Origin of the sequence: Kaistella sp. PBT33-4 (genome assembly GCF_029194425.1) — a bacterium.
Lineage (GTDB): Bacteria > Bacteroidota > Bacteroidia > Flavobacteriales > Weeksellaceae > Marnyiella.
In genome coordinates this window covers 65,837-90,094 of the sequence record NZ_JARFYL010000002.1, presented here as the reverse complement: position 1 = coordinate 90,094, position 24,258 = coordinate 65,837, and the positions used below count along the sequence as shown (strand labels likewise).

Below are 24,258 nucleotides of genomic sequence, written 5' to 3'. Positions count from 1 at the left end.
CGCCTTTTACTTTTAAAATAAGCGCAGTTGCTGGTCACGCGAACCGGTGAAATGCTCCGTAGAAAGTTGCCGCCTTTCCTGATTGGGAAAATATTTCCTTTCGCCCAATGCGAAGGTGTTGTGAATCATCTCTGCAATATTTCCTTCGCCCTTATACCGTTCATGGAATCTTTTCTCTCCCAGTTTTCCACCACGCATAGACCGGATTAAATTGAGGACTTTCTGCGCACGCTCCGGGAAAGCTGCATTGATCCAGTTAATGAAAACAGGCTCCACGGTATCATTAAGCCGTACAATGATGTATCCGAAACTCTTCGCACCGGCTTCGGACACGGCTTTCAGGATGCTCAGGCTCTCATCACTAGTTAGGCCGGGAATTACCGGAGCAACCATCACACCCGTGGGAATATTGTTTTCAGAAAGCACCTGTATGGCTTTCAGTTTATTGCTTACCGAGGAGGTCCGGGGTTCCATCTTACGGCGGATTTCTTCGTTGACGGTGGGAATGCTGAAAGAAACAGATACCAGATTTTTTTCCGCGAGTTGGGTCAGGAGATCCAGATCCCGCAGGACTAGTGCATTCTTGGTGAGTATGCTTACCGGATGTCTGTAATCCAGACACAGCTGCAGGATTTTCCGGGTAATCTCAAATTTTCTTTCAGCAGGCTGATAACAGTCTGTGTTTCCGGACAGCGACAGGGTTTTGGGAGTATAATTTCTTTTTCTGAAGAATTTCTCAAGAAGTTCCGGTGCATTTTTCTTCACCATTATTTTCCTTTCAAAATCGGTACCTGCAGAGTAACCCCAAAATTCATGAGTGGGGCGGGCAAAACAGTAAGAGCAGCCATGTTCGCAACCCTGGTACGGGTTCAGGGAATATTCCATGAAAAGGTCCGGACTGGTGATTTTGTTAACTACTGTTTTCGGAAATACTTCTGTGAATGTAACTTTTACATTCTCTTCAAAGTCGTCTTCCGGCTCATAAGTATATCTTTCGAACCGGTTTAATTCGTTGCGCTGAGCTCCCTGGCCTTTCCTGAAATTACCATCCATAAACTCTATCTGTGACAAAAACGAAAATCCTGCTTTATAACAGGATCTGTACTTTATATGAATACGATGCTAAAGCGCAGAGAGATATTCTACACCATGGTGTGCCTCATCCCGATATCTTTTGTCAAAATGGCGGTGAAAATCAGAGTAATAATCATCATATTCCCTGCCTTTCTTACGCATCATCCTGCGGAATCCGTAAATTCCCAAACCTATAATAATTCCGACGGTTCCGGCCAAAATAATCCCCGTTCCTGTTTTCATACTGATCAAATATTTAAAATTCACGAGCAAATCCTGTACCTTTTAAAATGTTCTGACATTAACAACCAGTTAAATTTTGCTAAATTTGAAAAAAGTAAACGTATGAAAATTAAAGCTGTTATACAGTCTGCCGCCGTAGTATTCCTGGCTTCGTGCGCCACTCAAACAATGAACAAGCCCCTTAAATATCCTGAAACCAGGAAGGTTTCACATACAGACAGTTATTTCGGAACGGAAGTGGCCGATCCCTATCGCTGGCTGGAAGACGACCGTGCCGAAGATACCAAAGATTGGGTACAGCGCGAAGTAAAGTTCACCCAGGACTATCTTTCAAAAATCGGTTTTCGCGAACAAATCCGCACACAATTGAAGGATCTTTGGAACTACGAGAAAATCGGCGCACCTTTTAAAGAAGGAGACTATACCTATTTTTATAAGAATGACGGTCTTCAGGCTCAATCGGTACTTTACCGTACAGACCGCAACGGCAAAACTGAAGTTTTTCTGGATCCAAATAAATTTTCGGAGAAGGGAACCACTTCCCTGGCCGGTGTTTCCTTTAACAAGAAGGGAAATCTGGTAGCCTATTCCATTTCCGAAGGGGGCAGTGACTGGAATAAGATCATCATTATGAACGCCCTTACCAAAGAGATCATCGATGAAACTATCGTTGATGTTAAATTTTCCGGTGCCAGCTGGCTGGGTGATGAGGGATTCTTTTACTCAAGTTATGATAAACCCAAAGGCAGCGAACTTTCTGCGCAAACCGACACTCACAAAGTGTACTTTCATAAACTTGGAACCAGGCAAAGTGCGGATCAGCTGGTGATTGGCGGGCCGTCCTTTAAAAGAAGATATATGGGTGTCGGGGTTTCCGATGACGGGCGTTTTCAGGTTCTGAGCGCTTCAGAAGCTACGAACGGTAACGAGCTTTATATCAAAGATCCGAAAAAACATAAAGATTTTGTCGCTGTACAGAAAGGCTACGACCACAACACGGACTTTATAGACTCCAAAGGTGACTGGGTCTATGCCCTTACGGATAAAAACGCACCGAACATGCGGCTTGTGAAGTTTCATATAGACAAACCGGACGTGTGGACGGATGTAATTCCTGAATCCGACAATGTGCTGAGTGTCTCCACCGGTGCTGGTTATATTTTTGCGCGCTATATGAAGGATGCGGTTACGTCTGTAAAGCAGTTTGATTATGACGGAAAACTGATCCGGACCGTAGAGTTGCCTGGAATTGGTACCGCTGCGGGATTTGGAGGGAAGGACGAAGCTGCTGAAGTTTATTATTCCTTTACCAACTACATCACTCCCGGAACCATCTACAAATTCAATCCGAAAACCGGCAAGTCGGAGGTGTATCAGAAGCCAAATGTGAAATTTAATCCGGCGGATTATGTCTCGGAGCAGGTATTTTATACAAGTAAGGACGGCACGCGTATACCGATGATGATCAATTACCGTAAAGGCACTAAGCTCGATGGTAAAAATCCGACCATTTTATATTCCTACGGAGGTTTTAACATCAGCCTGCAGCCGGCTTTCTCTGTGGTAAATGCAGTTTGGATGGATAACGGCGGTATCTACGCGGTTCCCAATATCCGTGGTGGCGGCGAATATGGTAAGAAATGGCACGATGCAGGAACCAAGCTTCAGAAGAAAAATGTGTTTGATGACTTCATCGCTGAGGCGAATATCTTAAGCAGAAAGGCTACACATCGCCGGAATATATGGCTCTGTCCGGAAGGTCCAACGGTGGTCTGCTTGTTGGCGCTGTAATGACCATGCGTCCGGATCTGGCCAAAGTAACCTTCCCGGGGGTTGGTGTGCTGGACATGCTGAGGTATAACAAATTTACCGCAGGCGCAGGCTGGAGCTACGATTACGGTACTGCCGAAGACTCCAGAGAGATGTTTGAGTATCTGAAGTCCTACTCACCGGTACATAATGTAAGAAAAGGAGTTTGCTATCCTTCCACAATGATCATTACAAGCGACCATGATGATAGGGTAGTTCCTGCGCATTCCTTTAAATTTGGAGGGGAACTTCAGGAAAAACAGTCCTGCGCGAATCCTGTTTTGGTACGTATCGAGGTCAATGCCGGTCATGGTGCCGGCCGGAGTACGGATCAGGTGATTGCTGAGAATACCGACCTCTTGAGTTTTGCCCTTTATGAAATGGGTTTCCGCGAAATAAATAAGTAAAAATAATAGGCTTCCGGTGTGGAAGCCTATTTTATTAAGTTCGTTAGGTTAACCTCTCAACCTTTTTTTAATTGGGATCAGAAGTTCTGTAAGTCCGTTCAGTTTTATCTCATAAATCGTCGAAAGTTGCATTCCCAACTTTCCGGGTGGCATTCCCTGGCCCTGAAACCATTCCAGATAAGAAATGGGCAAATCGGCGATGGTGACACCTTTGTATTTGCCAAAGGGCATCTTTTCCGTACATATCTCTACCAGGATCTGTGAGTTCAGTCCGTCTGTCATTCGCTGTCGGGATTGAGTTCCTTCGTAATCAGAAAGAGGTTTTTCTCCATCATCCCCTGTACACTGTGTTCCACATCCACAGGTATCTCATAAACGTCAAGTTCCTGCAGGTCCAGCTGCAGGTCCGGCAGATTAAATTTTAAAGCTCCTTTCAGTACCACCAGTGTGGCGGGAACAGAGGTGGTGTGTTTTTCAAGGACGGTTTCCTGTCCCAGAGCCACTGCAAACTGCTGGATGTGATCTGTTTTCTTGATCTGGAAGACAGAAGGCTTGTGCAGCAGGAAATCGGTGTATTTTAAGATATTCATCACTTTTTATTTTAAGGTCTTGCTTTGGCAGACAAAATTAGAAGTCGGTATGAAGGTTTTCTTTATCCCGTTAAAACCGTCTGCTATTTCGGTAAAATTGCGTATTCCCCGGGAATTCAGGATGCTGGCTGCAATCATGCTTCGGTAACCGCCGGCACAGTGCAGGAAGAAATGACCCTCCTCTTCGGCGAGGCTACCAGCCCATCCGGCAATTCCATCCAGAGGTGCATTATAGGCATCTTCAATGTGTTCTGCCGCAAATTCGGCTTCCTTACGTACGTCAATCACTTTCGCATCCTTTGAAAACCGCCCGGCAAATTCCTCCGGAGTAATACGGTTCACACTATCGGTCTCCAGTCCCTCAGTTTTCCATTTTTCAAAACCTCCTTCCAGATAACCGATAACTTTGTCGAATCCCACACGTGACAGCCGCGTGATGGCCTCTTCCTCAGTGCCGGGCTCACACACCAGGGCAATGGCCTGTTTTACATCAACGATCATTGCACCAACCCATGGCGCAAAATCCCCTTTCAGGCCGATATTTACTGAGTTGGGTACAAAACCCTGATGAAAATCGGCCGCGCTTCTGGTATCCAGAATAAGGGCTCCCGTCTGTTCCACAACAGATTCAAAATCCTGCGGTGCAATGGGTTTCATACCATTGTTCATCACTTCTTCAAAACTTTCATATCCGCCTTTATTCATGGCTACGTTCATTCCGAAGTATTTCGGCGGGGCAGGAAGTCCATCCAGGACCGCCTCAATAAAGGATTCCCGGTCAGGCTGCAGCAGGGCATAGTTGGTCCTTCTCTGATTTCCGAGCGTGTCCACAGTTTCCTTCTGCATATTCTTGCCACACGCAGAACCCGCACCATGAGCAGGATAAACCGTGATCTCATCAGGCAGCGGAAGTATTTTGCTTTGAAGGCTGTCGTACAGCATCCCGGCCAGTTCGTCCTGAGTCATGTTGGCGGACTTCTGTGCAAGGTCCGGCCTTCCAACATCGCCTAAAAAAAGAGTGTCGCCGGAAAATATGGCGTGCTCACTGCCTTTTTCGTCAAGCAGTAGGTAGGTCGTGCTTTCAAGCGTGTGCCCTGGAGTGTGGAGGGCTTTTATCTGAATATCGCCGATGTTGAAAATTTCACCGTCTTCCGCAATGATGGTTTCAAACTCCGCCTCGGCATTAGGTCCGAAAATAATGGGAGCGCCGGTCTTTCTGCTCAGGTCCAGATGTCCGGAAACAAAATCGGCGTGGAAGTGGGTTTCAAAAATGTATTTCAATGTAACTCCGTCTTTTTCCAGACGGTCCAGGTAGGGCTGCACTTCGCGCAATGGATCTATTATCGCGGCTTCCTTGCCGGAAACAATATAATATGCTCCCTGTGCCAGGCATCCTGTATATATCTGTTCTATCTTCATTTTTTTATAAATTGATGGTTGCAAATTTCGGTGTTTTAGTTTTATATGTTTCCGCCTCACCAGATGTGCTTACTTTTTATCATACAATCTGCTTCAGAAAAAGTTCATTCAGGATGATGAAGACAGCCATCGCCAGGACAAACCAGCCGAACAGCGGCCGGAGTTTACGGCCTTCAATGCGTTTCGCCAGCTGAACTCCTATAAGAATACCCAACACGGACAGTGCACTGAAAAAGAGCAGAAAAGGCCAGTCAACATCCACTTTATCCAGCGATGATACGAAGCCAATCATTGAATTGATTGCGATGATGAAAAGTGAAGTCGCAACTGCCTGTTTCATAGACACGCCCAGAAGCATGACCAAGGCCGGCACAATCAGAAATCCGCCGCCTGCACCTATGAATCCGGTAATGATTCCTACCAGCAGCCCCTGTGAGATAAGCAGGGTGTAATTTACATCTTCTGATTTCCTGATGCGCTGCCGGTCTGTTTTGCTGATCATTTTAAAGGCTGAAATCAGCATCAGTAACGCGAAGAGTACCAGGATGAACATCTCTTTTGTAATGCTGATGCCCCAGCGGTTGATAATAAATGGCGGCAGATGCGGCAGTACCACGCGCCGGGAGAAGAGGATCCCCAGGACGGAAGGCAGACCAAACATAAATGCGGTCTTAAAATTGATGCTGCCCTGTCTGAGGAAACCCACAGAACCTGCTGAACTGGTGACTCCTACAACAAAAAGCGACAGCGTAGTGGCTGTTATGGCGTCGATCTTAAAGATATACGCAAAAACAGGCACGCTCAGAATGCTTCCGCCACCGCCTATGAGGCCCATAACGAGCCCAATAACGATTGCAAAGAAATATCCCAGAACGTGCATGATGATAATTTTTAATGTTTTTCTTTAATTTGGAATTAGGAGATGCCAATTATTTCAAGGGTGCGGTCACCCATCTGAAGGGAGTCACCCTGCTTTTTTCCTCTTATCTTAGCGTAGATAGGTGCTTCCGGAGAGATGCAGTAAACATCTTTATCATTATACTTAAATGCAGGTAAGGCTACGCCCAGGAAAAAATAGTTGTTTTCAGTTTCAACCAGTGCTCCATGTTCGGCCACAGCATAATTCTTATCTTTTTCACCAAGTACAAAGTTCAGATCAGCCTTTTCTTTACTGAGCATTTTCTCAAATCTCAACTGCATGTCTTTTGCTTCAGTTTGACGGGCATAATCGTCGGGGTCGGAAGTATCGTCCTCATCCTTATCCGATTCTTTCTTATACAGGTTTACAGAATTTTGCAGGTTCGAAATCACCTTGTACTGCTCTTCCAGAATTCTGGAGAGTATCTCTTCTCTTTTCATTACTCTTGGTTTATAAATGTACCAAATATAGGGAAATAAAAGATGTTTAATAACTAATAGGTCACCATAAAAATGACCTTATTTATGCATTTTATCAGGTTTTTTATGTAAGTAGATTTCATGCACGCCTTTTCCACATTATTTGTCTCTTTTAAGCGCTGATCCATATTAAACACATTGCGCCGGCCCTGCACGGCACAGCATTTTAATTTTCATTCAAAAAAAATTACCTTTAACAATTCAATTCACAAACTATGGATAACCGGGCAAAATTTATACAGGACCTTAATGCGCGCTATGTACCCAAAGGAGAACATATTATCCTGGGAAAGGGGATCCTGGATGGCGAAGTGGTAAAAGAAGTGGATGTAATGCTGCCGCTGAAGACCATTAACCGCCACGGACTTATAGCCGGTGCTACCGGCACAGGTAAAACTAAGACGGTACAGGTGTTCGCCGAGCAGCTTTCACATGCCGGAATCCCGTCACTCGTACTCGATATTAAAGGTGATTTTTCAGGGATTTCCCGCGCCGGCGAGAGAAATGCCATAATAGAAGAGCGTTATGCCAAGACAGGGCTTAGCTGGAATGCGCAGGATTTTCCCGTAGAACTGATGACCATTTCCGGCGAGCAGGGAGTGAAGCTACGGGCCACGGTTACGGAGTTCGGACCCCTGCTGCTTTCAAAAATACTGGACCTCAATGAAACCCAAACGGGTATTATGTCCATCGTTTTTAAGTACTGTGATGATAAAGGCCTGCCTTTAATTGATCTTGAAGACCTTAAGAAGGTGTTCAAATATGTAACTGATACGCCTCAGGGTAAGGCCGATATTTCCAATAACTACGGTTCAGTTTCTTCGGCCTCGTTAGGTGCAATCCTGCGGTCCATTGTTGCCATGGAGCAGCAGGGTGCGGCAGAGTTTTTTGGCGAACCGAGTTTTGATGTAGAGGATTTGCTGCATAAAAAGAATGGTAAAGGGGTAGTAAATATCCTGCGTGTGGGAAACATCCAAAGCCAGCCCCAGCTTTTTTCAACATTTATGCTGTCACTTTTTGCCGAGATATATCTTACTTTTCCGGAAGAAGGCGATACCGGTAAACCCAAACTGGTCTTGTTCATTGATGAAGCACATTTAATCTTCAAGGAAGCGTCCAAAACGCTGCTTAATCAGATTGAAACTATGGTGAAGCTGATCCGTTCCAAAGGTGTCGGAATCTACTTTATCACACAGATTCCGGGCGATGTGCCGGAAAACGTGCTTAGTCAGCTGGGGCTTAAAATTCAGCATGCTTTGCGGGGTTTTACGGCAAAAGACAGAAAGGAAATCAATAAGGCGGTGGAGAATTACCCGATTACTGAATTTTATGACGCCGGCCAGCTGATTCAGAATCTGGGTATTGGCGAGGCTTTTGTTACAGCACTGGACGAAAAAGGGATTCCTACCCCTTTGGTTCATACTTATCTGATCTCACCGGAAAGCCGCATGGATGTTTTGACAGATGCTGAGGTTGCTGAACTGACCTCCCGCTCGGCTTTGGTGGCTAAATATGAGCAGTCCGTAAACAAAGATTCGGCATACGAAATGCTTACCTCGCGGATGGAGCAGGCAGTAGCAGAAGCCGTGCCGGGGCAGAAGACAAAGCCGGTGAAGGAAGAGCCGGGAATGTTTGAAACCGTAATGAAATCGAGTGCCGGGCGAACGTTTACAAATACGCTGATGCGCGAAGGTGCCCGGGCAATCCTGGGAATGTTCGGGCTGAAACGGAGAAGATAAGACAGGGAAATTTTAGAAATGTATTCAGTAATAGACATAGAAAGTAACGGCGCCGGATTCCGTAAAGAGAGCATCATTGAGATCGCGGTCTATAAGTATGACGGACACGAAATTGTGGATCAGTTCATGTCCCTGGTTAATCCGGATAGTGATATAACGCCTTTTGTACAGAAACTTACCGGTATTACACCCAAAATGGTGCGTACAGCACCGCGTTTTCATGAAATTGCCAAAAGGGTGGTTGAAATGACAGCCGGTACAACGCTTGTGGGACACAATATCGAATTCGACTACCGTATGCTGAGACAGGAGTTTAAACGCCTGGGTTATGACTATCGTATCAACACACTGGATACCATTCCTTTAGCTAAGAAACTAATTCCGGAAGCCGACAGTTATTCGCTGGGAAAACTGGTAAAATCACTCGGAATTCCGTTAGTAGACCATCACCGTGCAGCAGGTGATGCCAGAGCTACATTAGACCTTTTTAAGCTTTTGATTATCAAGGATAAAGATTCCGAAATCATTCAGCAGCAGCATGAGCACCTTAATGCAGATACCTATCTGAACAAAATCCGCGACCTTACTCAGGATTTGCCTTCAGAAAGAGGAATTATATATTTTCAGAATGAAGACGGGAAAATCATCTATTCCGATTTTACAGATGACCTCCGCAAATTTGCGAAAAGTGTTTTCATCTCCAAACTGAAAAAATGGAAACAGATTCAGGACGATGTAAAACAGATTCATTACGAGCTTACCGGAAATGATGTGCTGGCGAAGCTCATGATGCGCACCAAAGGACTGTACAGGAAAGAAAGTCTTCCATTTGGTCTTTTCTTCCGGAACGGAAAATACGTCGTGGAGAAAATTAATCCCCGGGAAGAAAGTTTGCCCATTCTAAGGTTTAAATCTTTTACACAGGGTCTTAAAGTGGCGAGTTTTATTAAATCCCGTGAGGAGTTTCAGAATGCAGACGAATTAATAAAACTGTTGTCTCTTCAGGACCGAAGCGAAATGTGGATTTGCGAAGGCCGTACCCGCGGCGAAAAGGCATTTATTATCCTGAAAGAAGGAAAAATAACCTCCTATGGTTTTTATGATCTCTATACGCAGATTCAGACCTGGAGCAAGATTTCTAAGATTAAGATTGACCTTTCCAAGCCTACCGGTGATCTGCAGAATGATCTCCGGCTCCTGCTGCTGAAAGGTGACTGCGAGATTCAGGAGGTACCGGCATAAGCCGAAGTTACAGTGCTGCCCACGTACATGATGGGCTGCATATATTCAATAAAGACGAAATAAAATAATGACAGACAAAGACTTGCTTAAGATTGCAGAACAGTACGGAACCCCGGTATATGTGTATGATGCGGAAAGTATAAAAATTCAGTACGAAAAACTTACTTCATCATTCCACCGACATACCCGTTTTTTTTATGCCGCCAAGGCGCTAACCAACATCAATATCCTTAAGTATATAGAAAAACTGGGTGCGGGTTTGGACTGTGTATCAATAAATGAAGTGAAACTGGGGTTGCGTGCCGGCTTCACTCATGACCGTATTCTGTTTACGCCCAACTGCGTAGACCTGAAGGAAATTGAAGATGCAATGGAACTTAAGGTGCATATCAATATAGATAACATCTCCATTCTGGAGCAGTTTGGCAACAGACATGGATCTTCTTATCCAATTTTTATAAGGATCAATCCGCACATTTATGCAGGGGGAAACCATAAGATCTCAACCGGACATATTGATTCGAAGTTCGGAATCTCCATCCATCAGCTCAGGCATATTGAGCGGGTAATGAAATCCACGAATGTTTTGGTTGAGGGGCTTCATATGCATACCGGAAGTGAGATCAAAGACCCGGATGTATTCTTGCAGGGTCTGGAAATCATGTTTGAACTTGCGGAACATTTCCCGGACCTGAAATATCTGGACATGGGCAGCGGTTTCAAAATTCCCTATCAGGAAGGTGATCTGGAAACAGATGTGAAGACTCTGGGGAAAAAGGTGGAGAAAGCGCTTTCAGTTTATCAGAAGGAGACCGGCAAGAAATTCCAGCTCTGGTTTGAACCCGGCAAGTTTCTGGTGGGAAACAGTGGTCATTTTCTGGTAAAGGCCAATGTGATCAAGCAAACCACAGCAACTGTATTCTGTGGTATCAACTCAGGCTTCAATCATCTGATAAGGCCCATGTTCTATGATTCCTATCACCATATAGAAAATCTCAGCAATCCTAAAGGCGCACAGCGTATTTACACTGTAGTCGGCAATATTTGTGAAACGGATACCTTCGCCTGGGACCGCAAACTTAACGAAGTGCGGGAAAGTGATGTGCTTGTGTTCAGAAATGCCGGAGCTTACGGTTTTGAGATGAGCTCCAACTTCAATTCCCGTTTGAAACCCGCCGAAGTACTTTTTATGGACGGTAAAGCGCATCTGATCAGAAAGCGGGATGAATTTGAGGACTTGCTGCGCAACCAGATCGAGGTACTGTAGATGGTAACTCTTGCCGAAGTGGCGTACCGTTTTTTTGGAAAATATCTCGTGTGTTATTGATTTTAAAAATAAGCATCACAGATCTCTATTATGCCTTAACTTTGTAAAAATTTAACATCATGATGCGTCTTATATTCATTCTGTTGTTTACTGGTGCTTTTGTGCAGGCGCAAACCCTGATTGAGGACAGCGAGATTTCTGAAAATTCTGAAGAATTTGTCCGTGTTGCCATTTCATATGAGCTTGATCATCCCACGGAGTATTACCGCCTGAAGTGCAGCTCGCCAGTCTATGCCCGGTTTACCGGTGGTGAAAGTGCCTTTAAGCAGAACATCAGCAAACAGATGAAAGGTTTTCTGGATACAGGTCTTTATACTGTAAATGGCACCTTTGAGCTTATTCTTTTTATTGGAAAAAACGGTTCGCTGCAGCGTTTTCAGTTAAAACCTGAAGTTACCAACGGACATCTTCTGGAACGTGATGTGGAACTTGCTTTAAGGAATATGAACCCTTCCTGGACGCCCGCAACCTGCAATGGAATACCTGTGGATTCCCGCATACGCCAAAAAATTAATTTCCGGACAGACAGTTTTGATCTGTAACTCAGCTTTCATAAATATTTTTATTGGTTTTTTGATGAATTTTAAATACTTGCTGCTTTTCGCAGGCAGTCTTTTTTACAGCCAGGAGGTAAGCAGATTTCCGGCGGACCAGCACAGTTATATGGGTGGGCGCGAATTCTTTTACAGAGATTTTCACAAGGTTGTTACAGAACGAAATCTGAAACAGTGCAAAAAAGACAAAGATTTTTACAGTGCACCTGTTCTGGTTAACGTAGATGGTACAGCAAAGCTTTATAAGTCCGATAAGCAGTCTGAAAGCGACTCCGACTGCACAGCAAAACTGGTTGAAGAGGTAGTGAAAAATATGAAAGGTTGGCTGCCTGCAAAAATTAAAGGTACACCTGTACCTGCTGTTTCGTACTATTTTATTTATCCGGATGCTCTTTTTGACAAATATCAGGAGGGTTATAAGCCAGATAATTTTGCTGAAAGTGCCGAATTTCCCGGTGGTATTGAAAAATTTAGGGAGGAGGTGATAAAGAGGATTGATGTATCCGATTATTATGTGAAGGGAAAGGGTAAAGTAACGGTAAAGGTTAGATTTGTCGTGTCCGAGAAGGGGATCATTGAGGAAATTGCATTAGCAGAAACTTCAGGGTTTCAGGAATATGACGATATGCTGCTGCGTGCCGTTAAAAAGACCCGTCAGGTCTGGACTCCGGCAAAGATTCATGGTATTCCGGTTCCTGACAGATTTGCCATTCCAATTACGCTGGCCAACTGATATTAAGATTTAGGCGACAACCGTTTTCTGTCGTAAATTAATTGTTCTTTTTTCATATTATATTTGCTCCGGATTTTTATAAAAAAATTAAATGCCTGATAAAATCCTTGTAGCAACTCCAAAAAAAAAAATATGAGTAAAATATTTACCCTCTGTTCAGTCTTTTTATGTGTTTTAGCCTTCGGACAGAATCAACTTGTCATTTATGAATCCTACCCCGTTGGCCAGGATTTTTATGTTGGTGGCCGTAAGGCACTGCATCAGGAAATGAAGGATATTTCCCTTACCCTTGGTCTGCAGCCCTGCCCGGTGGATCAAACCTATAAGCTGCCAATTCTGGTGGAGTCCTCCGGTTCAATTAAACTGGTAAAGGATGAGGACAGTTTAAACCTTTCAAATAATAAATGTGCTGTAGAATACGGTAAAAAGTTATTGCCGCATCTGCGCCGATGGCTTGCAGCGCGTGTAGATGGCCAACCGGTAAATGCCATCGCTGAAATTACTGTAAATCCTTATATAATTTACCACAGCAAACCCATAATTGCCCAGAATGTATACAAGGAACCACACTTTAAATTGGGTATGCATGAATTCAGACTGTATATGTTAGAGGCTCTTAAAAAGCCTGTGAAGGAAAATGAAAATCAATATATGGTAATGACCTTTGCGGTGAGTGACACGGGCATAATGGAGCGTGTAGAATTTACGGGCAGTTTTGATCAGAATGTGATTAAGGCCGGTTATGATGCTGTGGAAAAACTGAATCGGAGGAAACTGTGGAAGCCCGGAACAGTCAATGGATTTCCAATATACCAGTGGTTTAGAATGCCTGTGAGACAGGAATTTAGTTTTGAAGAAAGTAAAAAGGAAAATTTCGGTTTCCCGCCGCGACCTTAAAACACTTTTAAGGTCGTTATCCCGTGCCTGCCATTCTGTCACAATAATTCTTATCTTTGCACTTTAATTGAAGTGAATTCAGCGCTTTACCTGAATTTACTCTAATAACGACTACTGTGCAGGATAAATATATAGACGAAACAAAGCAGGGCGAAGCCTTTGCCATAGCCGAAAAACCCAGCAATTCCAAGAAGCTCTTTTTGGAAAGTTACGGTTGCCAGATGAATTTCTCTGATTCAGAGATTGTAGCCTCCATCCTGAATGAGCAGGGTTATAACACGACACTAAACCAGGATGAGGCAGATCTTATTCTGCTGAATACCTGTTCCATTCGCGAAAAAGCCGAGCAAACGGTAAGGATGCGCCTTTCGCAGTTCAAAAACCTTAAAAAAGCCAAACCCGGTTTAACAGTAGGGGTGCTTGGCTGCATGGCAGAACGGCTGAAAACTAAATTTTTGGAGGAAGAGCAACTGGTAGATCTGGTGGTGGGCCCGGACGCTTACCGCGACCTTCCCAATCTCCTGAAGGAAACAGAAGGAGGACGCGACGCCATAAACGTCATTCTTTCGAAAGAGGAAACCTATGCAGATATCAATCCGGTCCGTTTGGGCGGAAACGGTGTTACAGCATTTGTGACGATCACAAGAGGCTGCGACAATATGTGCACTTTCTGTGTTGTCCCTTTCACACGCGGCCGGGAGCGCAGCCGTGACCCGCACTCCATCATTTCTGAATGTCAGGAACTTTGGAACAGCGGTTATAAGGAAATTACCCTGCTGGGTCAGAATGTGGATTCATACCTCTGGTATGGCGGTGGAGCCAAGAAGGACTTCAAGAATGCAACGGAGATGCAGAAGCTTACCGCAGTCAATTTTGCACAGCTCCTGAATATGGTAGCTGTAGCGGTACCGGAGATGCGTATTCGCTTCTCTACTTCCAATCCGCATGATATGACCATGGATGTCTTCACCGTAATGGCGAAGCATAAGAACATCTGTAAATACGTTCATTTGCCTGTACAGAGCGGCAGTAACAGGATTCTGGAGCGCATGAACCGCCAGCATACACGTGAGGAATATCTTGAACTTATCAGGAAGGCAAAGGAAATTGTTCCTGAAATTGCATTCTCCCAGGACATGATTATCGGTTTCTGCGGCGAAACCGAAGCCGACCATGAGCAGACTCTTTCACTCATGAAAGAGGTGGAGTACGATTATGGTTATATGTTCGCTTATTCCGAAAGGCCCGGTACTCCAGCACATAAAAAGATGGAGGACGATGTTCCGGCAGAAGTTAAGCAGAGAAGGCTTTCAGAAGTGATCGCACTGCAGGGTCAACTCTCGCGAAAGCGGATGGAGAGTTATGTGGGCCGTGAGCATGAGGTGCTTATTGAAGGTGTTTCCAAAAAAAATGAAAATCAATGGAAGGGCCGTAACTCCCAGAATGCAGTTTGTGTGTTCGATAAAAAACCGGGGCAGAAACCTGGAGACATTGTGACCGTTTTGGTATACGGAAATACGCAGGGTACACTTTTAGGGGCCTGCGAATAGACAGATTCCCGCCGGGACTTCTATAATCATAAAATTTTGATTTAAAATGACAGACCTACAATCCATAAAGACCCGTTTTGGGATCATTGGTAATTTTCCGGCACTGCACCGTGCGCTGGAAAAGGCCATTCAGGTAGCTCCGACCGATATTTCCGTTTTGGTGATGGGTGAATCCGGTGTGGGCAAGGAGTTTATTCCGAAAATTATACACGGGGAGTCACGCCGTAAGCATCAGCCCTATATTGTTGTAAACTGTGGAGCCATCCCTGAAGGTACAATTGATTCTGAGCTTTTTGGCCACGAAAAAGGAGCTTTTACAGGAGCCACCGCTACCCGAAAAGGCTATTTTGAGGTGGCTGATGGTGGAACGATTTTTCTGGATGAAGTGGGCGAATTGCCGCTGCAAACTCAGGTGCGCTTGCTTAGGGTCCTGGAAAGCGGCGAATTTATGAAGGTAGGTTCCTCCCAAATTCAGAAGACCAACGTGAGAATTGTAGCTGCCACCAACGTAAATATGCTTAAAGCTATTGAAGACGGTCGTTTTCGTGAGGATCTTTATTACCGTCTGAACACAGTCCAGATTGACATGCCGCCGCTGCGCGAAAGAAAGGGCGATGTGCACCTGCTTTTCAGGAAGTTCGCCATTGATTTTGCTGAAAAGTACAGAATGCCGGAACTTGTACTTACCGATGATGCGGTGAACTATCTGGAAAATTATGCTTTCCCCGGAAATGTGCGTCAGCTCCGTAATCTTGTAGAACAGATGACAGTGGTAGAGCAAAACCGGACCGTAAATTCCACCAAACTGGCGGAGTATATTCCGATGAACGCGCATCTCCCGGCCGTGGTTCAGAAATCCGGTCCCGGTCATGTATCCAGTTCTGAGTTTCATTCTGAGAGGGAAATTATGTACAAAATCCTTTTCGATATGCGTAACGACCTTAATGACCTTAAGTCACTTACTTCGGAACTGATTAAAAACCGTGGCAGCGAAGACCTCAGCAATCAGGAAAAGAATCTGATTAACCGCGTATTTACGGGAGAAAGCAATTCTCAGAATCAGAACTCACTGCTTTATTTTGAAAATGGAAATCAAAACCCCACTAGCCGTGCCTCTATTTATACTGAACCCAGCGGCGAGTATGATGATGTGGAGGACATTGAAATTGAAGAAAGTCATTCACTGTCTCTGCAGAATAATGAACGTGAACTTATCGTGAAGGCATTGGAAAAACATAAGGGGCGCCGGAATAAAGCCGCGGACGAGCTGGGTATTTCCCAGCGTACACTTTACCGAAAAATAAAACAGTATAACCTGGAAGATTGATATGAAAATAAACCGAATTTTAAACACCTTCCTCGTATTGGCAATGCTTGCTGGCGGCTTGATGCAGTCCTGTTATACGTTCACGGGATCCTCGCTGAGCCCTGAAATAAAGACCGTACAGATCAACGAATTCATCAACAATGCACCTCTGGTTAATCCTACCCTGGCGCAGCAGTTCTCCACTGATATCCAGAACCGCTTCCTGCAGCGTACCACACTGAAAGGTACAAAGGAGAACCCTGATCTGCTTATTGAAGGCGAGATTACCGACTACAGTATTTCGCCCACTACAATCTCATCAAATGTTGATGCAGCAGGAGGAAATATCCAGGCGGCCCAGAATAAGCTCACTATCTCTGTAAAAGTGCATTACGAAAACAGGATTGAACCCGATAAAAGTTTTGACAGGACATTTTCAGACGAAGCTGTATTCAGCAGCGACCTGGACATAAATGCCATTGAAGCCTCACAGGTTAAACTGGTTAATGAGCGGATCATCAATAAGATTTTTAACGATATTGTAGCCAACTGGTAATATGAACACGCGTATACTGGACCTTTTAGAAAACCCAAATCTTTTACAGGCGGATGATCTTAAACTACTGAATGAGCAGATCAAGGCCACGCCTTACGTGCAGAGTTTGCGTGCGCTCGCACTGCTTGCTGCCTCACGCTTCGATCCTGAAGATTACCGCAATGTTCTTTCAAGAACCGCCGCCTATACTACAGATAAAAAGATTCTGTTTCAGCTTGTAAATGGCCGAACTACAGCCCTTACCGTGGCTGGGGAAGCTGGAACTCCTGCGGTTTCTGCGGAACAGTCCGGATCAACCCATGGTACTGACGAAAAGTCACAAGTTGATGATGTTGTTGCAGATATAGCGGCCAACCTTCCCGCCGGCAGGCCTGTGAATGCAGAAACAGACAGCACGACTGAGGTTGAGGATGCCCCCGGGCTGGCAGAAAAGGCTGAAGAGAAGATATTTACAAAAATCACACCTGCCGAAACCAGTGCTGCAAAGCCCGTTTATGTAAATGGAGAACTGAACAGAATCTTATTTGAAGGTGAAGAAGACTTTCTGCAACAGGCTACTCCGGTGATTGATAAGGAAGCCTCGGCGGAAAGTGGTAAGTTAGTTATCGCAGATGCAAATGTGACGGCACCGAAGGTTTTCAGTGAAGAATCGGCACCGGTTAATGAGCTGGCTGCCAGGGAAGATGAAGTTTTTGAAGCTGAGGAAGAAGCAGTTTCAGATGCTGCCCCTGAAACGGAAACACATGAAGATATTCAGATATTGCCGGAAGCATACGGGGAGGAACCGGCAGCCGCCGATGTTAGTTTCCACGGTATCGCTCCGTTCCTGCCCGAAGTAAAGATTACCGCAACACCAAAAAAGGATGAAACCACAGTGCCTCCCGCACCGGTATCGAACAAACATGAAGCAGAAATGCAGCGGCTGATCGCTGAAGTGGAGAGGAAAATCAAGGAGAAAAAGGCTGCGCAGATACAGAAGACACCGCTGGAAGAGGAAGCTCAAAGTTCAGAAATCAGTTTCAGTGATACTCAGGATTTTTTGGTGAAATCAGGAACGCCTGTACCTGTAACTCCCCCCACTATGGCAGAAGAGCCTAGTCAATCCGTTTCCGGCTCTGATTCAGCGACTATGGATGATGTTCCGGCATCGTCTGCCGGTGAAACTGATAAGAGCCGGACAATTGACGCATCTAACGCCTCAGTCAGAACGGGCTGGAAACCAATGAGTGTATCTTTGCATACACCTGATGCTCTGCTTAAAACAGAAGAGCAGCTGCCTAAAGCAGAATTTGAAATTACGCAAGAGGCGACCGAAGAACTGAAAACTGTAGAGGAAGTTCCTGTTATTCAGAAACAACCTTCAGGAATAGAGGCAAAATCAGTGGATCAAGTAACGGAGCCTATTCAAACCATCGCTGATGACGACAGTAATGTGCCTCAGTTTATCAATACATGGCAAAACTGGCTCAAAATCGACCGCAAAGAAGCTGCTCCGCCAGTTGTGCCGGTACCGGAAGAGGACAGGAAAACAGAGATTATTGAAAAGTTTATCGAAACTGCCCCCCGTATCTCGCAGTTGCGTGAAGAGGGAAACTTTGTCATTAAAGAAAAGAAGAGTGATATTTCCCACCTGATGACCGAGACATTAGCCAATATTTACGTGGAACAGAAACTTTACGCGCGGGCTATTCATGCTTTCCACATCCTGGCCGAAAAACACCCGCAAAAAGCCGACTATTTCAAATCGAAAGTAAAGGAAGTGCGTGATTTGAGAAACAATTTCCAGTAACCCAACCCAAATGAAGATGGACAACACCACATTAGTGATCGGACTTATCCTGCTTGGCCTGTTGGCCGGGTATCTAAGCGGCCTGGTAGGCATAGGCGGCGGTATAGTAATGGTTCCTGTACTCGTGCTTCTGTTTGGTTTTACCCAACATAAAGCCCAGGGTACAACACTGGCGCTCCTTATGGTGCCGGTCGGCTTTTTTGGGGTGATGAATTACTACAAAACCGGTAATGTGGACATTAAAACCGCGCTTTTACTGTGCTGCGGCTTTGTGCTGGGCAGTTATCTGGGCAGTAAAACGGCCATTTCGCTATCGCAGGATATGATCAGAAAAGTCTTTGCTGTGCTGATGTTTGTGGTGGCTGTTAAAATGTTCTTTCAGAAATAATGGTGCAGAAATGGACGGTCCTGTTGGCTATGCTAATGTATACTGCGGCATTCGCATGTAAATGCAGCCATCATGATATTGAAAGTTCCTTTAAAACTGCCGATTTTGTGTTTGTTGCCGATATTTACAGTGCAGCTCACGAATTTCCGGGTATTCAGCCCAATAATCCAATCCTCCTTAGTAAAGCCAGGCTTGTAAAAAGTTATAAGTCACCATTTGATTCATCTTTTTTTCGTACCCGAGAGATAACTTTACTTTCTTCCTCCTTAGATACATGTGATTACCCGTTCAGTGAGCGGGGGAAACACCTGATTTTCGGATTCTTCGATTCCGATAGCGATTTTGTGTATTCAAGCCATTGCCTGTCAACAAAAGCATTCTCTCAAATTTCGACGTCGGAGCTGGCGATCTTAAGCAGGCTCACTACTGAATTTCAAAATGCAAATCAGGACAGTATGGAGGTGGATGAAAATGTGGTTGAAATTGTGGACTGGGGCTCCAACCGTAAAATGAACACATTACTTTTAGAGAATAAAAGGCTGATATCGGAAAATAAGATCCTAAAATACGGTCTCATCTTTATTACTGCTTTGGGATTCATTCCGCTGTTTTATAAACTGCGAAAAAAACAGTAGCAGATTCCAGCCTATTCCAGGTTCTTACGCTCAACAACTTCCACATCAATTACTTTTGAATTTCGGTCCGATCTGAAATTTCTGAACTTGTTCCACAACTTTTTCCCCAGTACAAGAACAGTGAGCACCAGGATGATGGCTGCTATTGCTGCAATTATGGGCGCCGCCAAAGCCAATATGGACATAATACCTGCACCGGCAGTTTCCGTGGTGGCAACTACAGAATTACCGAGTCCACCCGTGGTGGCCGTGGATGCTGCCCGTGTGCCCGCAAACCCCGAGCTTATGGCTGCTGCTGTGCCGCCACCTGCGATCAGGGCAAGTGCCCATTGTGGAAATGTACCCAAATCTGCAAACTGACTTGCAAATAGAACTGAGCCTGCAAGTGTGGCCAGTGGAACCGACAGTGTGTCCAGCAAATGATCAACAATGGGAATATAATAAGCCAGGATTTCAAAGATCATGGCAATCCCTGTAGTTATCAATGTAGGAAGGCCCGCGAGCCACTCAAAAGAGTCACTCATTGGAATCCAGCCCATATAGGAGGCCAGACTAACAGTAAACATTGGCAGGAATACGCGGAAGCCCGACGCAGCGGCCAGTCCAATGCCGATAAAGGTGCTTAGTAGGTAGGGTAGGAAAGGAATTTGGTCCGCCATTTCGCAGTTTTGATTTGATTTAACCAATCAAATTTACGAAAAGGATAATTACCGGGGTATTTATTTTTTAGGCGTGCAAAGCTTCAGAAAAGCTTCCCGTACTTCGTTATAATCCTTAGGCATTACAGATGAAACCCAAAACAGCATGAAATTACCTTCCGTACCAAAAGCTTCCGAAAAACTGTTTTTATTCAGCCTGTAAGCTTCCCGCAAAAGTCTTTTTATGCGGTTGCGGTGCACGGCTTTCTTAAAATACCGTTTGGACACGGAAACACCAATCTTAATTCCGGTAAGGTCGGGACTGCTATAGGTAACGATCCGGAGATTACCCACCGTTTTCCACCTGCCTTTTTCAAAAAGTAAATCCAGCTCGCGCTTTGACTTCAGTTTTTGTGCTTTGGGATAGCGCGTGTCGCCCGCTGCTGAATCAGTCATTCTGTAAGAGATGGTTTATCACTTCGGCCGCGGCGTAAAGACCGAACATTGCGGGAATATAACTGATGGTTCCATAGAAGGACTTCTTGTAATTGGTGCCGTCAGTTAGTTTCAGGCTGTCTTCCTGTTGTATCTCATTTGAGAATACGCAGCGGATGCCTTTGTTTATGCCATCTTTCTTCAGGCGCTTCCGTACCTGTTTCGCCAGGAAACAGTTATGGGTCTTGCTGATGTCGCGTACCATTACCTTACTTGGATCCGTCTTACCACCGGCACCCATACAGCTTATCACTTTGATCTTTTTTCGTCTTGCCGCTTTTATAAGAGTGATTTTAGGAGTTACACTGTCTATGCAGTCCAGCACATAATCAAACTTTTCAGCTTCCAGGATCTCTGTCATGTCTTCAGGTTCCAGAAAGCGGCTCACTTGGGTTAGTTTCAGCTGGGGGTTGATGTCCAGCAGGCGCGTATTCATGAGGTCCGCTTTGGAAAGTCCAATGGTGCTGTGAAGTGCCGGCAGCTGGCGGTTGATGTTGGTAATGTCCACTGTGTCGCCGTCAACTATCGTCATTTTACCTACGCCCGCACGGGCCAGAAATTCGGCGGCAAAGGAGCCTACACCACCCAGCCCAATAACGAGTACGTTGGATTCCAGCAGTTTCCGGGCCCCTTTTTCCTTAATCAGCAGTTCGGTACGTTCCAGCCAGTTTTTTTCCATAAAATAAAATCAGGGCAAAATTGCCTTAAGGTTTTTTTCAATTTGAAGTATCAGCATTTCTTCGGAAATGCCCTTCAGGGAACTGACTGTTCGGTACAGTTCATCAATACTGCCTTCTTCCGCATCAGTCTCAAGAAACATTTTCTCAAGCGGCAAATCCTTCAGCAGCAGCTGCAAATTTACATTTTGTAACAGTGACTTTCCAAAACTGAGATAGAAATCATGTTTCCTGAGTTCATTTGCCACTGACTGTTTTTTGTTGAATCCGTGAACCACCATCGGCACATTCACCTTTCTTTTAAAATGGGGCAGCTCCGAAAACCTGCGGACACAGTGAATGATGATGGGTTTCCGCAGTTTGTTTGCCAGCTCAGTCTGCCTGGCGAAAATCTCCTTCTGCAGTACATCATCACTTACGCTTGCATCCAGTCCACATTCTCCGATTGCTGCACAGTTGGGATGCTGACTTACCTTCAGCAGCCATTCCCATTTTTCATCAGTACTTTCTGAAACCGTCAGCGGATGTATCCCGGCCGAGAACAGACTGTTGGCTGGCAAATCAGGAAAATTCAGATTATAAATGCCGTTTTTACAGCGACTGTTATGATGATGGAAGTCAAAATAATTCATAGTCAAAAATAGATTACTTTGTTTAAACGCTTGTTTATTTGTTAAGATTATGTTAATTTTACTCAAAATCAAATGAATGGGAAAGAAGTTTACGGAGAAACAGAAGCATATTCTGAATATTGCTGAAGAATTAATTGCGCAGAAAGGATTTGAAGGAACCTCGGTCCGGGATATCTCGGCCCGGGCAAATATAAACGTAGCCATGATCTCTTATTATTTTGGCTCCAAGGAAAAAATGATGTATCACCTGTACCATTACAGGGTTCAGCGCACACGCGAGCATTTTGCCGAATTTGCAGACATCATAAAAGACGGAAAGCCTGAGATGCAGATGCGTGAGATTATAAAGTATATTGTAGGTCAGCTTTTTAAGTACGGTCAGTTCCACGGATTTGTTTCACAGGAATTGAGGCGCAACGAAACCTTAAAACAGGAACTGCTGGCCTTCTATCAGTTTTGTGTGAAGAAGCTGGACGAAGTTTTGAAGAAGGGTATTGCTTCCGGCGTATTTACCTTTGCCCCTAAGCCCGAAGATATTCTCTCTATAATCCTAGGAACCACTCTGTTTTCTATCAGGAATAAAAATTTTATGGAAGTTTATGTGGGCCACAGCGACGAGCAAAGTTACCTGAAGGAAGCCGAGAAAAAGGTGAAAGCCAATATGATGCTTACTGTTTTTGCACTTTTGGGTTTCGTTCAGGATTAATTCGAGTTAAATAATCATAAAACCGAAAGTATTGCTAAAAATATTATATTTTTGCAGGCTGACGGGCTTACAGTCTTAACTACGTAAGCTGCACGAGAAAATTCTATGAAAAAAATTGTTTTAATCCTTCTTACAGCGATATTCGTTACGGCATGTAATACTGTTCACGACCAGGCACTTAAAAGTGCAGACAAGGATTTTATCCTGAAGGTCGCCAATGAACATTTTGCTAATAAGAAGTGGGCCAAATCCCTTGCGTTATACGAAAGGCTTTCAAATCTTGTGGCCGGTACCGATGATGCACCCAATGTGGTTTTTAACTCTGCCTATGCCAATTATTATGATAAAAACTATAAGCTGGCTGGACATCAGTTCAAAAACTTCGCTGTAACGTTCCCTCAGGACCCCAGAAAGGAGGAAGCCGCCTATATGTCTGCGCTTTGTTATTACGAAGGCTCCATGGATTATAACCTGGACCAGACAAGTACCGAACTGGCCATTAATGAACTTCAGAACTTTCTGAACGAATATCCCAACTCAGAGCGTTCACGTAATATCAGCGAACTTACAGATGAGTTAAGCTATAAACTGGAGTACAAAGCCTATGAAAATGCACGCCAGTATTTCAAAATGGGCGAATATAAAGCTGCTGATGTGGCTTTTGAAAATGTGCTGGAAGACTTTCCGTCTACGAAACTTAGACCTTCCATTTACGATTATATCCTAAAATCCCGATTTGAATTGGCTGTTAACTCCGTGTTCAGTCTGAAACAGGAGCGTATTGAAAGAGCAATGGCCTTCACGCGCTTGGTCGAAAAGGAAATGCCCGGCACTGAAAATGCCAAAACTGCACAGGCTCTCCGCAGCCGCCTTGTGAAGGAGCAGGAAAACTTCGCGCGTCAGCAAAAAGAGTTTGAAGCGCAGAAGGCTGCCCTGGTTGCCAGACAGCAGCGTGAATCTGAACGTACTGCCACGGATGCGGAAAAGCAAACGAAGCAGGCATTAAGAGACAGTGCGAAGCTGAGCACACCGCCACCGGCAGTGACTTTACCACTTGAAAAATAATCACTATATTTGCACCCTTAATTATAAATAACTCTCTCAAAATGAGCGCAAAAGATACAAGAGCTGAACTGAATACCATTACTTACGACAGAGACAAGATTGAGCAAAATGTAGGTTCTATCTACGAAGCGATCGTAATCATGGGAAAACGCGCGGAGCAGATCAATGCTGAGATCCGTACTGAACTGCACGGAAAACTGGACGAGTTTGCAGTACACAATGCTACCCTGGAGGAAGTTTTTGAAAACAGAGAGCAAATCGAGATTTCCAAACATTACGAAAAACTGCCAAAACCTACTTCTATCGCTATAAAAGAGTGGTTGGACGGCGAAATCTACTACAGAAAAACGGAAGACAGAGCATAGGTTCTTTTTTCATCATAACTCATT

General features: G+C 44.7%; 26 protein-coding genes and 1 pseudogene. 16 read left to right on the top strand and 11 right to left on the bottom strand.

From position 1 onward, the window contains the following. Positions 1–12: 12 nt before the first annotated feature. Both P0M11_RS03385 and P0M11_RS03380 read right to left on the bottom strand, forming a co-directional pair. On the bottom strand, positions 13–1,053 hold the full coding sequence (locus P0M11_RS03385; protein WP_158065489.1) for a PA0069 family radical SAM protein: 1,041 nt from the start codon (positions 1,051–1,053) through the stop codon (positions 13–15). Positions 1,054–1,122: 69 nt separating this feature from the next. After that, entirely contained in the window at positions 1,123–1,317 is a 195-nt protein-coding gene (locus tag P0M11_RS03380; protein ID WP_158065124.1) for a hypothetical protein, read from the bottom strand. A gap of 102 nt (positions 1,318–1,419) precedes the next feature. Between P0M11_RS03380 and P0M11_RS03375 the strand changes: the two are divergent. Beyond that, a pseudogene (locus tag P0M11_RS03375) lies at positions 1,420–3,533 on the top strand (prolyl oligopeptidase family serine peptidase). Between the two features lie 48 nt (positions 3,534–3,581). On the opposite strand, the gene P0M11_RS03370 reads toward P0M11_RS03375, so the two are convergent. From P0M11_RS03370 to P0M11_RS03350, 5 genes are all read right to left on the bottom strand, one after another. Next, positions 3,582–3,803, bottom strand: coding sequence for a DUF3820 family protein (locus P0M11_RS03370; protein ID WP_275624857.1), 222 nt, complete (start codon positions 3,801–3,803; stop codon positions 3,582–3,584). A gap of 8 nt (positions 3,804–3,811) precedes the next feature. Next, positions 3,812–4,123, bottom strand: coding sequence for a hypothetical protein (locus tag P0M11_RS03365; RefSeq protein WP_275624457.1), 312 nt, complete (start codon positions 4,121–4,123; stop codon positions 3,812–3,814). Positions 4,124–4,129: 6 nt separating this feature from the next. After that, positions 4,130–5,542: an MBL fold metallo-hydrolase gene (locus P0M11_RS03360; protein WP_275624456.1), complete on the bottom strand. Its 1,413-nt coding sequence runs from the start codon at positions 5,540–5,542 to the stop codon at positions 4,130–4,132. 79 nt (positions 5,543–5,621) lie between these two features. Beyond that, positions 5,622–6,422: a sulfite exporter TauE/SafE family protein gene (locus tag P0M11_RS03355; protein ID WP_275624455.1), complete on the bottom strand. Its 801-nt coding sequence runs from the start codon at positions 6,420–6,422 to the stop codon at positions 5,622–5,624. A gap of 35 nt (positions 6,423–6,457) precedes the next feature. Continuing rightward, positions 6,458–6,901 (bottom strand): hypothetical protein, encoded by a 444-nt coding sequence (locus P0M11_RS03350; RefSeq protein WP_275624454.1) that lies wholly within the window; start codon positions 6,899–6,901, stop codon positions 6,458–6,460. 254 nt (positions 6,902–7,155) lie between these two features. Here P0M11_RS03350 and P0M11_RS03345 point away from each other — a divergent pair, with 254 nt between their 5' ends. The 12 genes from P0M11_RS03345 to P0M11_RS03290 all read left to right on the top strand — a co-directional run bounded on the left by P0M11_RS03345 (position 7,156) and on the right by P0M11_RS03290 (position 19,656). After that, positions 7,156–8,679: a helicase HerA-like domain-containing protein gene (locus tag P0M11_RS03345; RefSeq protein ID WP_275624453.1), complete on the top strand. Its 1,524-nt coding sequence runs from the start codon at positions 7,156–7,158 to the stop codon at positions 8,677–8,679. 18 nt (positions 8,680–8,697) lie between these two features. Continuing rightward, positions 8,698–9,921 carry a 3'-5' exonuclease gene (locus tag P0M11_RS03340; protein ID WP_275624452.1) on the top strand — a complete coding sequence of 408 codons (1,224 nt, stop codon included), beginning with the start codon at positions 8,698–8,700 and terminating at the stop codon, positions 9,919–9,921. A 67-nt stretch (positions 9,922–9,988) separates the two neighbouring features. After that, positions 9,989–11,188, top strand: coding sequence for a diaminopimelate decarboxylase (lysA, locus tag P0M11_RS03335; protein ID WP_275624451.1), 1,200 nt, complete (start codon positions 9,989–9,991; stop codon positions 11,186–11,188). Positions 11,189–11,307: 119 nt separating this feature from the next. Then, a complete protein-coding gene (locus P0M11_RS03330; protein WP_275624450.1) occupies positions 11,308–11,790 on the top strand; it encodes a hypothetical protein in 483 nt (160 codons plus the stop codon). A gap of 34 nt (positions 11,791–11,824) precedes the next feature. Next, the gene (locus P0M11_RS03325) at positions 11,825–12,535 is read left to right on the top strand and encodes an energy transducer TonB (RefSeq protein WP_275624449.1); all 711 of its coding nucleotides are present in this window, start codon (positions 11,825–11,827) and stop codon (positions 12,533–12,535) included. 132 nt (positions 12,536–12,667) lie between these two features. Next, positions 12,668–13,432 carry a hypothetical protein gene (locus P0M11_RS03320; protein WP_275624448.1) on the top strand — a complete coding sequence of 255 codons (765 nt, stop codon included), beginning with the start codon at positions 12,668–12,670 and terminating at the stop codon, positions 13,430–13,432. A gap of 116 nt (positions 13,433–13,548) precedes the next feature. Beyond that, positions 13,549–14,982, top strand: coding sequence for a tRNA (N6-isopentenyl adenosine(37)-C2)-methylthiotransferase MiaB (gene miaB, locus P0M11_RS03315; protein ID WP_275624447.1), 1,434 nt, complete (start codon positions 13,549–13,551; stop codon positions 14,980–14,982). Positions 14,983–15,028: 46 nt separating this feature from the next. After that, on the top strand, positions 15,029–16,309 hold the full coding sequence (locus P0M11_RS03310) for a sigma 54-interacting transcriptional regulator (RefSeq protein WP_275624446.1): 1,281 nt from the start codon (positions 15,029–15,031) through the stop codon (positions 16,307–16,309). A 1-nt stretch (position 16,310) separates the two neighbouring features. Continuing rightward, on the top strand, positions 16,311–16,844 hold the full coding sequence (locus tag P0M11_RS03305) for an LptE family protein (protein WP_275624445.1): 534 nt from the start codon (positions 16,311–16,313) through the stop codon (positions 16,842–16,844). Position 16,845: 1 nt separating this feature from the next. After that, positions 16,846–18,633: a hypothetical protein gene (locus P0M11_RS03300; RefSeq protein WP_275624444.1), complete on the top strand. Its 1,788-nt coding sequence runs from the start codon at positions 16,846–16,848 to the stop codon at positions 18,631–18,633. Between the two features lie 10 nt (positions 18,634–18,643). Continuing rightward, positions 18,644–19,021, top strand: a complete 378-nt coding sequence (locus P0M11_RS03295; RefSeq protein ID WP_158065106.1) for a sulfite exporter TauE/SafE family protein — start codon at positions 18,644–18,646, stop codon at positions 19,019–19,021. Beyond that, on the top strand, positions 19,021–19,656 hold the full coding sequence (locus P0M11_RS03290) for a hypothetical protein (protein WP_275624443.1): 636 nt from the start codon (positions 19,021–19,023) through the stop codon (positions 19,654–19,656). The genes P0M11_RS03295 and P0M11_RS03290 overlap by 1 nt, the downstream gene beginning before the upstream one ends. 11 nt (positions 19,657–19,667) lie before the next feature. Here the strand turns inward: P0M11_RS03290 and P0M11_RS03285 are convergent, their stop codons facing one another. The 4 genes from P0M11_RS03285 to P0M11_RS03270 are packed head-to-tail and all read right to left on the bottom strand — an operon-like array spanning position 19,668 to position 22,098. Then, positions 19,668–20,315: a DUF4126 domain-containing protein gene (locus P0M11_RS03285; RefSeq protein WP_275624442.1), complete on the bottom strand. Its 648-nt coding sequence runs from the start codon at positions 20,313–20,315 to the stop codon at positions 19,668–19,670. Between the two features lie 60 nt (positions 20,316–20,375). After that, positions 20,376–20,750 carry a ribonuclease P protein component gene (gene rnpA / locus P0M11_RS03280; RefSeq protein WP_275624441.1) on the bottom strand — a complete coding sequence of 125 codons (375 nt, stop codon included), beginning with the start codon at positions 20,748–20,750 and terminating at the stop codon, positions 20,376–20,378. Further along, the gene (locus P0M11_RS03275; protein WP_275624440.1) at positions 20,743–21,468 is read right to left on the bottom strand and encodes a tRNA threonylcarbamoyladenosine dehydratase; all 726 of its coding nucleotides are present in this window, start codon (positions 21,466–21,468) and stop codon (positions 20,743–20,745) included. Before P0M11_RS03275 ends, rnpA begins: the two co-directional genes overlap by 8 nt. Before the next feature lie 9 nt (positions 21,469–21,477). Then, on the bottom strand, positions 21,478–22,098 hold the full coding sequence (locus tag P0M11_RS03270; protein WP_275624439.1) for a TatD family hydrolase: 621 nt from the start codon (positions 22,096–22,098) through the stop codon (positions 21,478–21,480). Positions 22,099–22,174: 76 nt separating this feature from the next. Between P0M11_RS03270 and P0M11_RS03265 the strand changes: the two genes are divergently transcribed. From P0M11_RS03265 to P0M11_RS03255, 3 genes are all read left to right on the top strand, one after another. Then, positions 22,175–22,804 (top strand): TetR/AcrR family transcriptional regulator, encoded by a 630-nt coding sequence (locus tag P0M11_RS03265; RefSeq protein WP_158065100.1) that lies wholly within the window; start codon positions 22,175–22,177, stop codon positions 22,802–22,804. 105 nt (positions 22,805–22,909) lie between these two features. Beyond that, complete coding sequence (gene bamD / locus P0M11_RS03260; RefSeq protein ID WP_275624438.1) at positions 22,910–23,869, top strand: outer membrane protein assembly factor BamD; 960 nt, start codon at positions 22,910–22,912, stop codon at positions 23,867–23,869. Between the two features lie 41 nt (positions 23,870–23,910). After that, positions 23,911–24,234 (top strand): DNA-directed RNA polymerase subunit omega, encoded by a 324-nt coding sequence (locus P0M11_RS03255; RefSeq protein WP_158065098.1) that lies wholly within the window; start codon positions 23,911–23,913, stop codon positions 24,232–24,234. Positions 24,235–24,258: the final 24 nt, after the last annotated feature.

Coding starts and splice junctions, on each gene's coding strand:
- P0M11_RS03385 (WP_158065489.1), bottom strand. CDS start 1,053: ATGGATGGTAATTTCAGGAAAGGCCAGGGAGCTCAGCGCAACGAATTA.
- P0M11_RS03380 (WP_158065124.1), bottom strand. CDS start 1,317: ATGAAAACAGGAACGGGGATTATTTTGGCCGGAACCGTCGGAATTATT.
- P0M11_RS03365 (WP_275624457.1), bottom strand. CDS start 4,123: ATGAATATCTTAAAATACACCGATTTCCTGCTGCACAAGCCTTCTGTC.
- P0M11_RS03360 (WP_275624456.1), bottom strand. CDS start 5,542: ATGAAGATAGAACAGATATATACAGGATGCCTGGCACAGGGAGCATAT.
- P0M11_RS03355 (WP_275624455.1), bottom strand. CDS start 6,422: ATGCACGTTCTGGGATATTTCTTTGCAATCGTTATTGGGCTCGTTATG.
- P0M11_RS03350 (WP_275624454.1), bottom strand. CDS start 6,901: ATGAAAAGAGAAGAGATACTCTCCAGAATTCTGGAAGAGCAGTACAAG.
- P0M11_RS03345 (WP_275624453.1), top strand. CDS start 7,156: ATGGATAACCGGGCAAAATTTATACAGGACCTTAATGCGCGCTATGTA.
- P0M11_RS03340 (WP_275624452.1), top strand. CDS start 8,698: ATGTATTCAGTAATAGACATAGAAAGTAACGGCGCCGGATTCCGTAAA.
- lysA (WP_275624451.1), top strand. CDS start 9,989: ATGACAGACAAAGACTTGCTTAAGATTGCAGAACAGTACGGAACCCCG.
- P0M11_RS03330 (WP_275624450.1), top strand. CDS start 11,308: ATGATGCGTCTTATATTCATTCTGTTGTTTACTGGTGCTTTTGTGCAG.
- P0M11_RS03325 (WP_275624449.1), top strand. CDS start 11,825: ATGAATTTTAAATACTTGCTGCTTTTCGCAGGCAGTCTTTTTTACAGC.
- P0M11_RS03320 (WP_275624448.1), top strand. CDS start 12,668: ATGAGTAAAATATTTACCCTCTGTTCAGTCTTTTTATGTGTTTTAGCC.
- P0M11_RS03310 (WP_275624446.1), top strand. CDS start 15,029: ATGACAGACCTACAATCCATAAAGACCCGTTTTGGGATCATTGGTAAT.
- P0M11_RS03305 (WP_275624445.1), top strand. CDS start 16,311: ATGAAAATAAACCGAATTTTAAACACCTTCCTCGTATTGGCAATGCTT.
- P0M11_RS03300 (WP_275624444.1), top strand. CDS start 16,846: ATGAACACGCGTATACTGGACCTTTTAGAAAACCCAAATCTTTTACAG.
- P0M11_RS03295 (WP_158065106.1), top strand. CDS start 18,644: ATGAAGATGGACAACACCACATTAGTGATCGGACTTATCCTGCTTGGC.
- P0M11_RS03290 (WP_275624443.1), top strand. CDS start 19,021: ATGGTGCAGAAATGGACGGTCCTGTTGGCTATGCTAATGTATACTGCG.
- P0M11_RS03285 (WP_275624442.1), bottom strand. CDS start 20,315: ATGGCGGACCAAATTCCTTTCCTACCCTACCTACTAAGCACCTTTATC.
- rnpA (WP_275624441.1), bottom strand. CDS start 20,750: ATGACTGATTCAGCAGCGGGCGACACGCGCTATCCCAAAGCACAAAAA.
- P0M11_RS03275 (WP_275624440.1), bottom strand. CDS start 21,468: ATGGAAAAAAACTGGCTGGAACGTACCGAACTGCTGATTAAGGAAAAA.
- P0M11_RS03270 (WP_275624439.1), bottom strand. CDS start 22,098: ATGAATTATTTTGACTTCCATCATCATAACAGTCGCTGTAAAAACGGC.
- P0M11_RS03265 (WP_158065100.1), top strand. CDS start 22,175: ATGGGAAAGAAGTTTACGGAGAAACAGAAGCATATTCTGAATATTGCT.
- bamD (WP_275624438.1), top strand. CDS start 22,910: ATGAAAAAAATTGTTTTAATCCTTCTTACAGCGATATTCGTTACGGCA.
- P0M11_RS03255 (WP_158065098.1), top strand. CDS start 23,911: ATGAGCGCAAAAGATACAAGAGCTGAACTGAATACCATTACTTACGAC.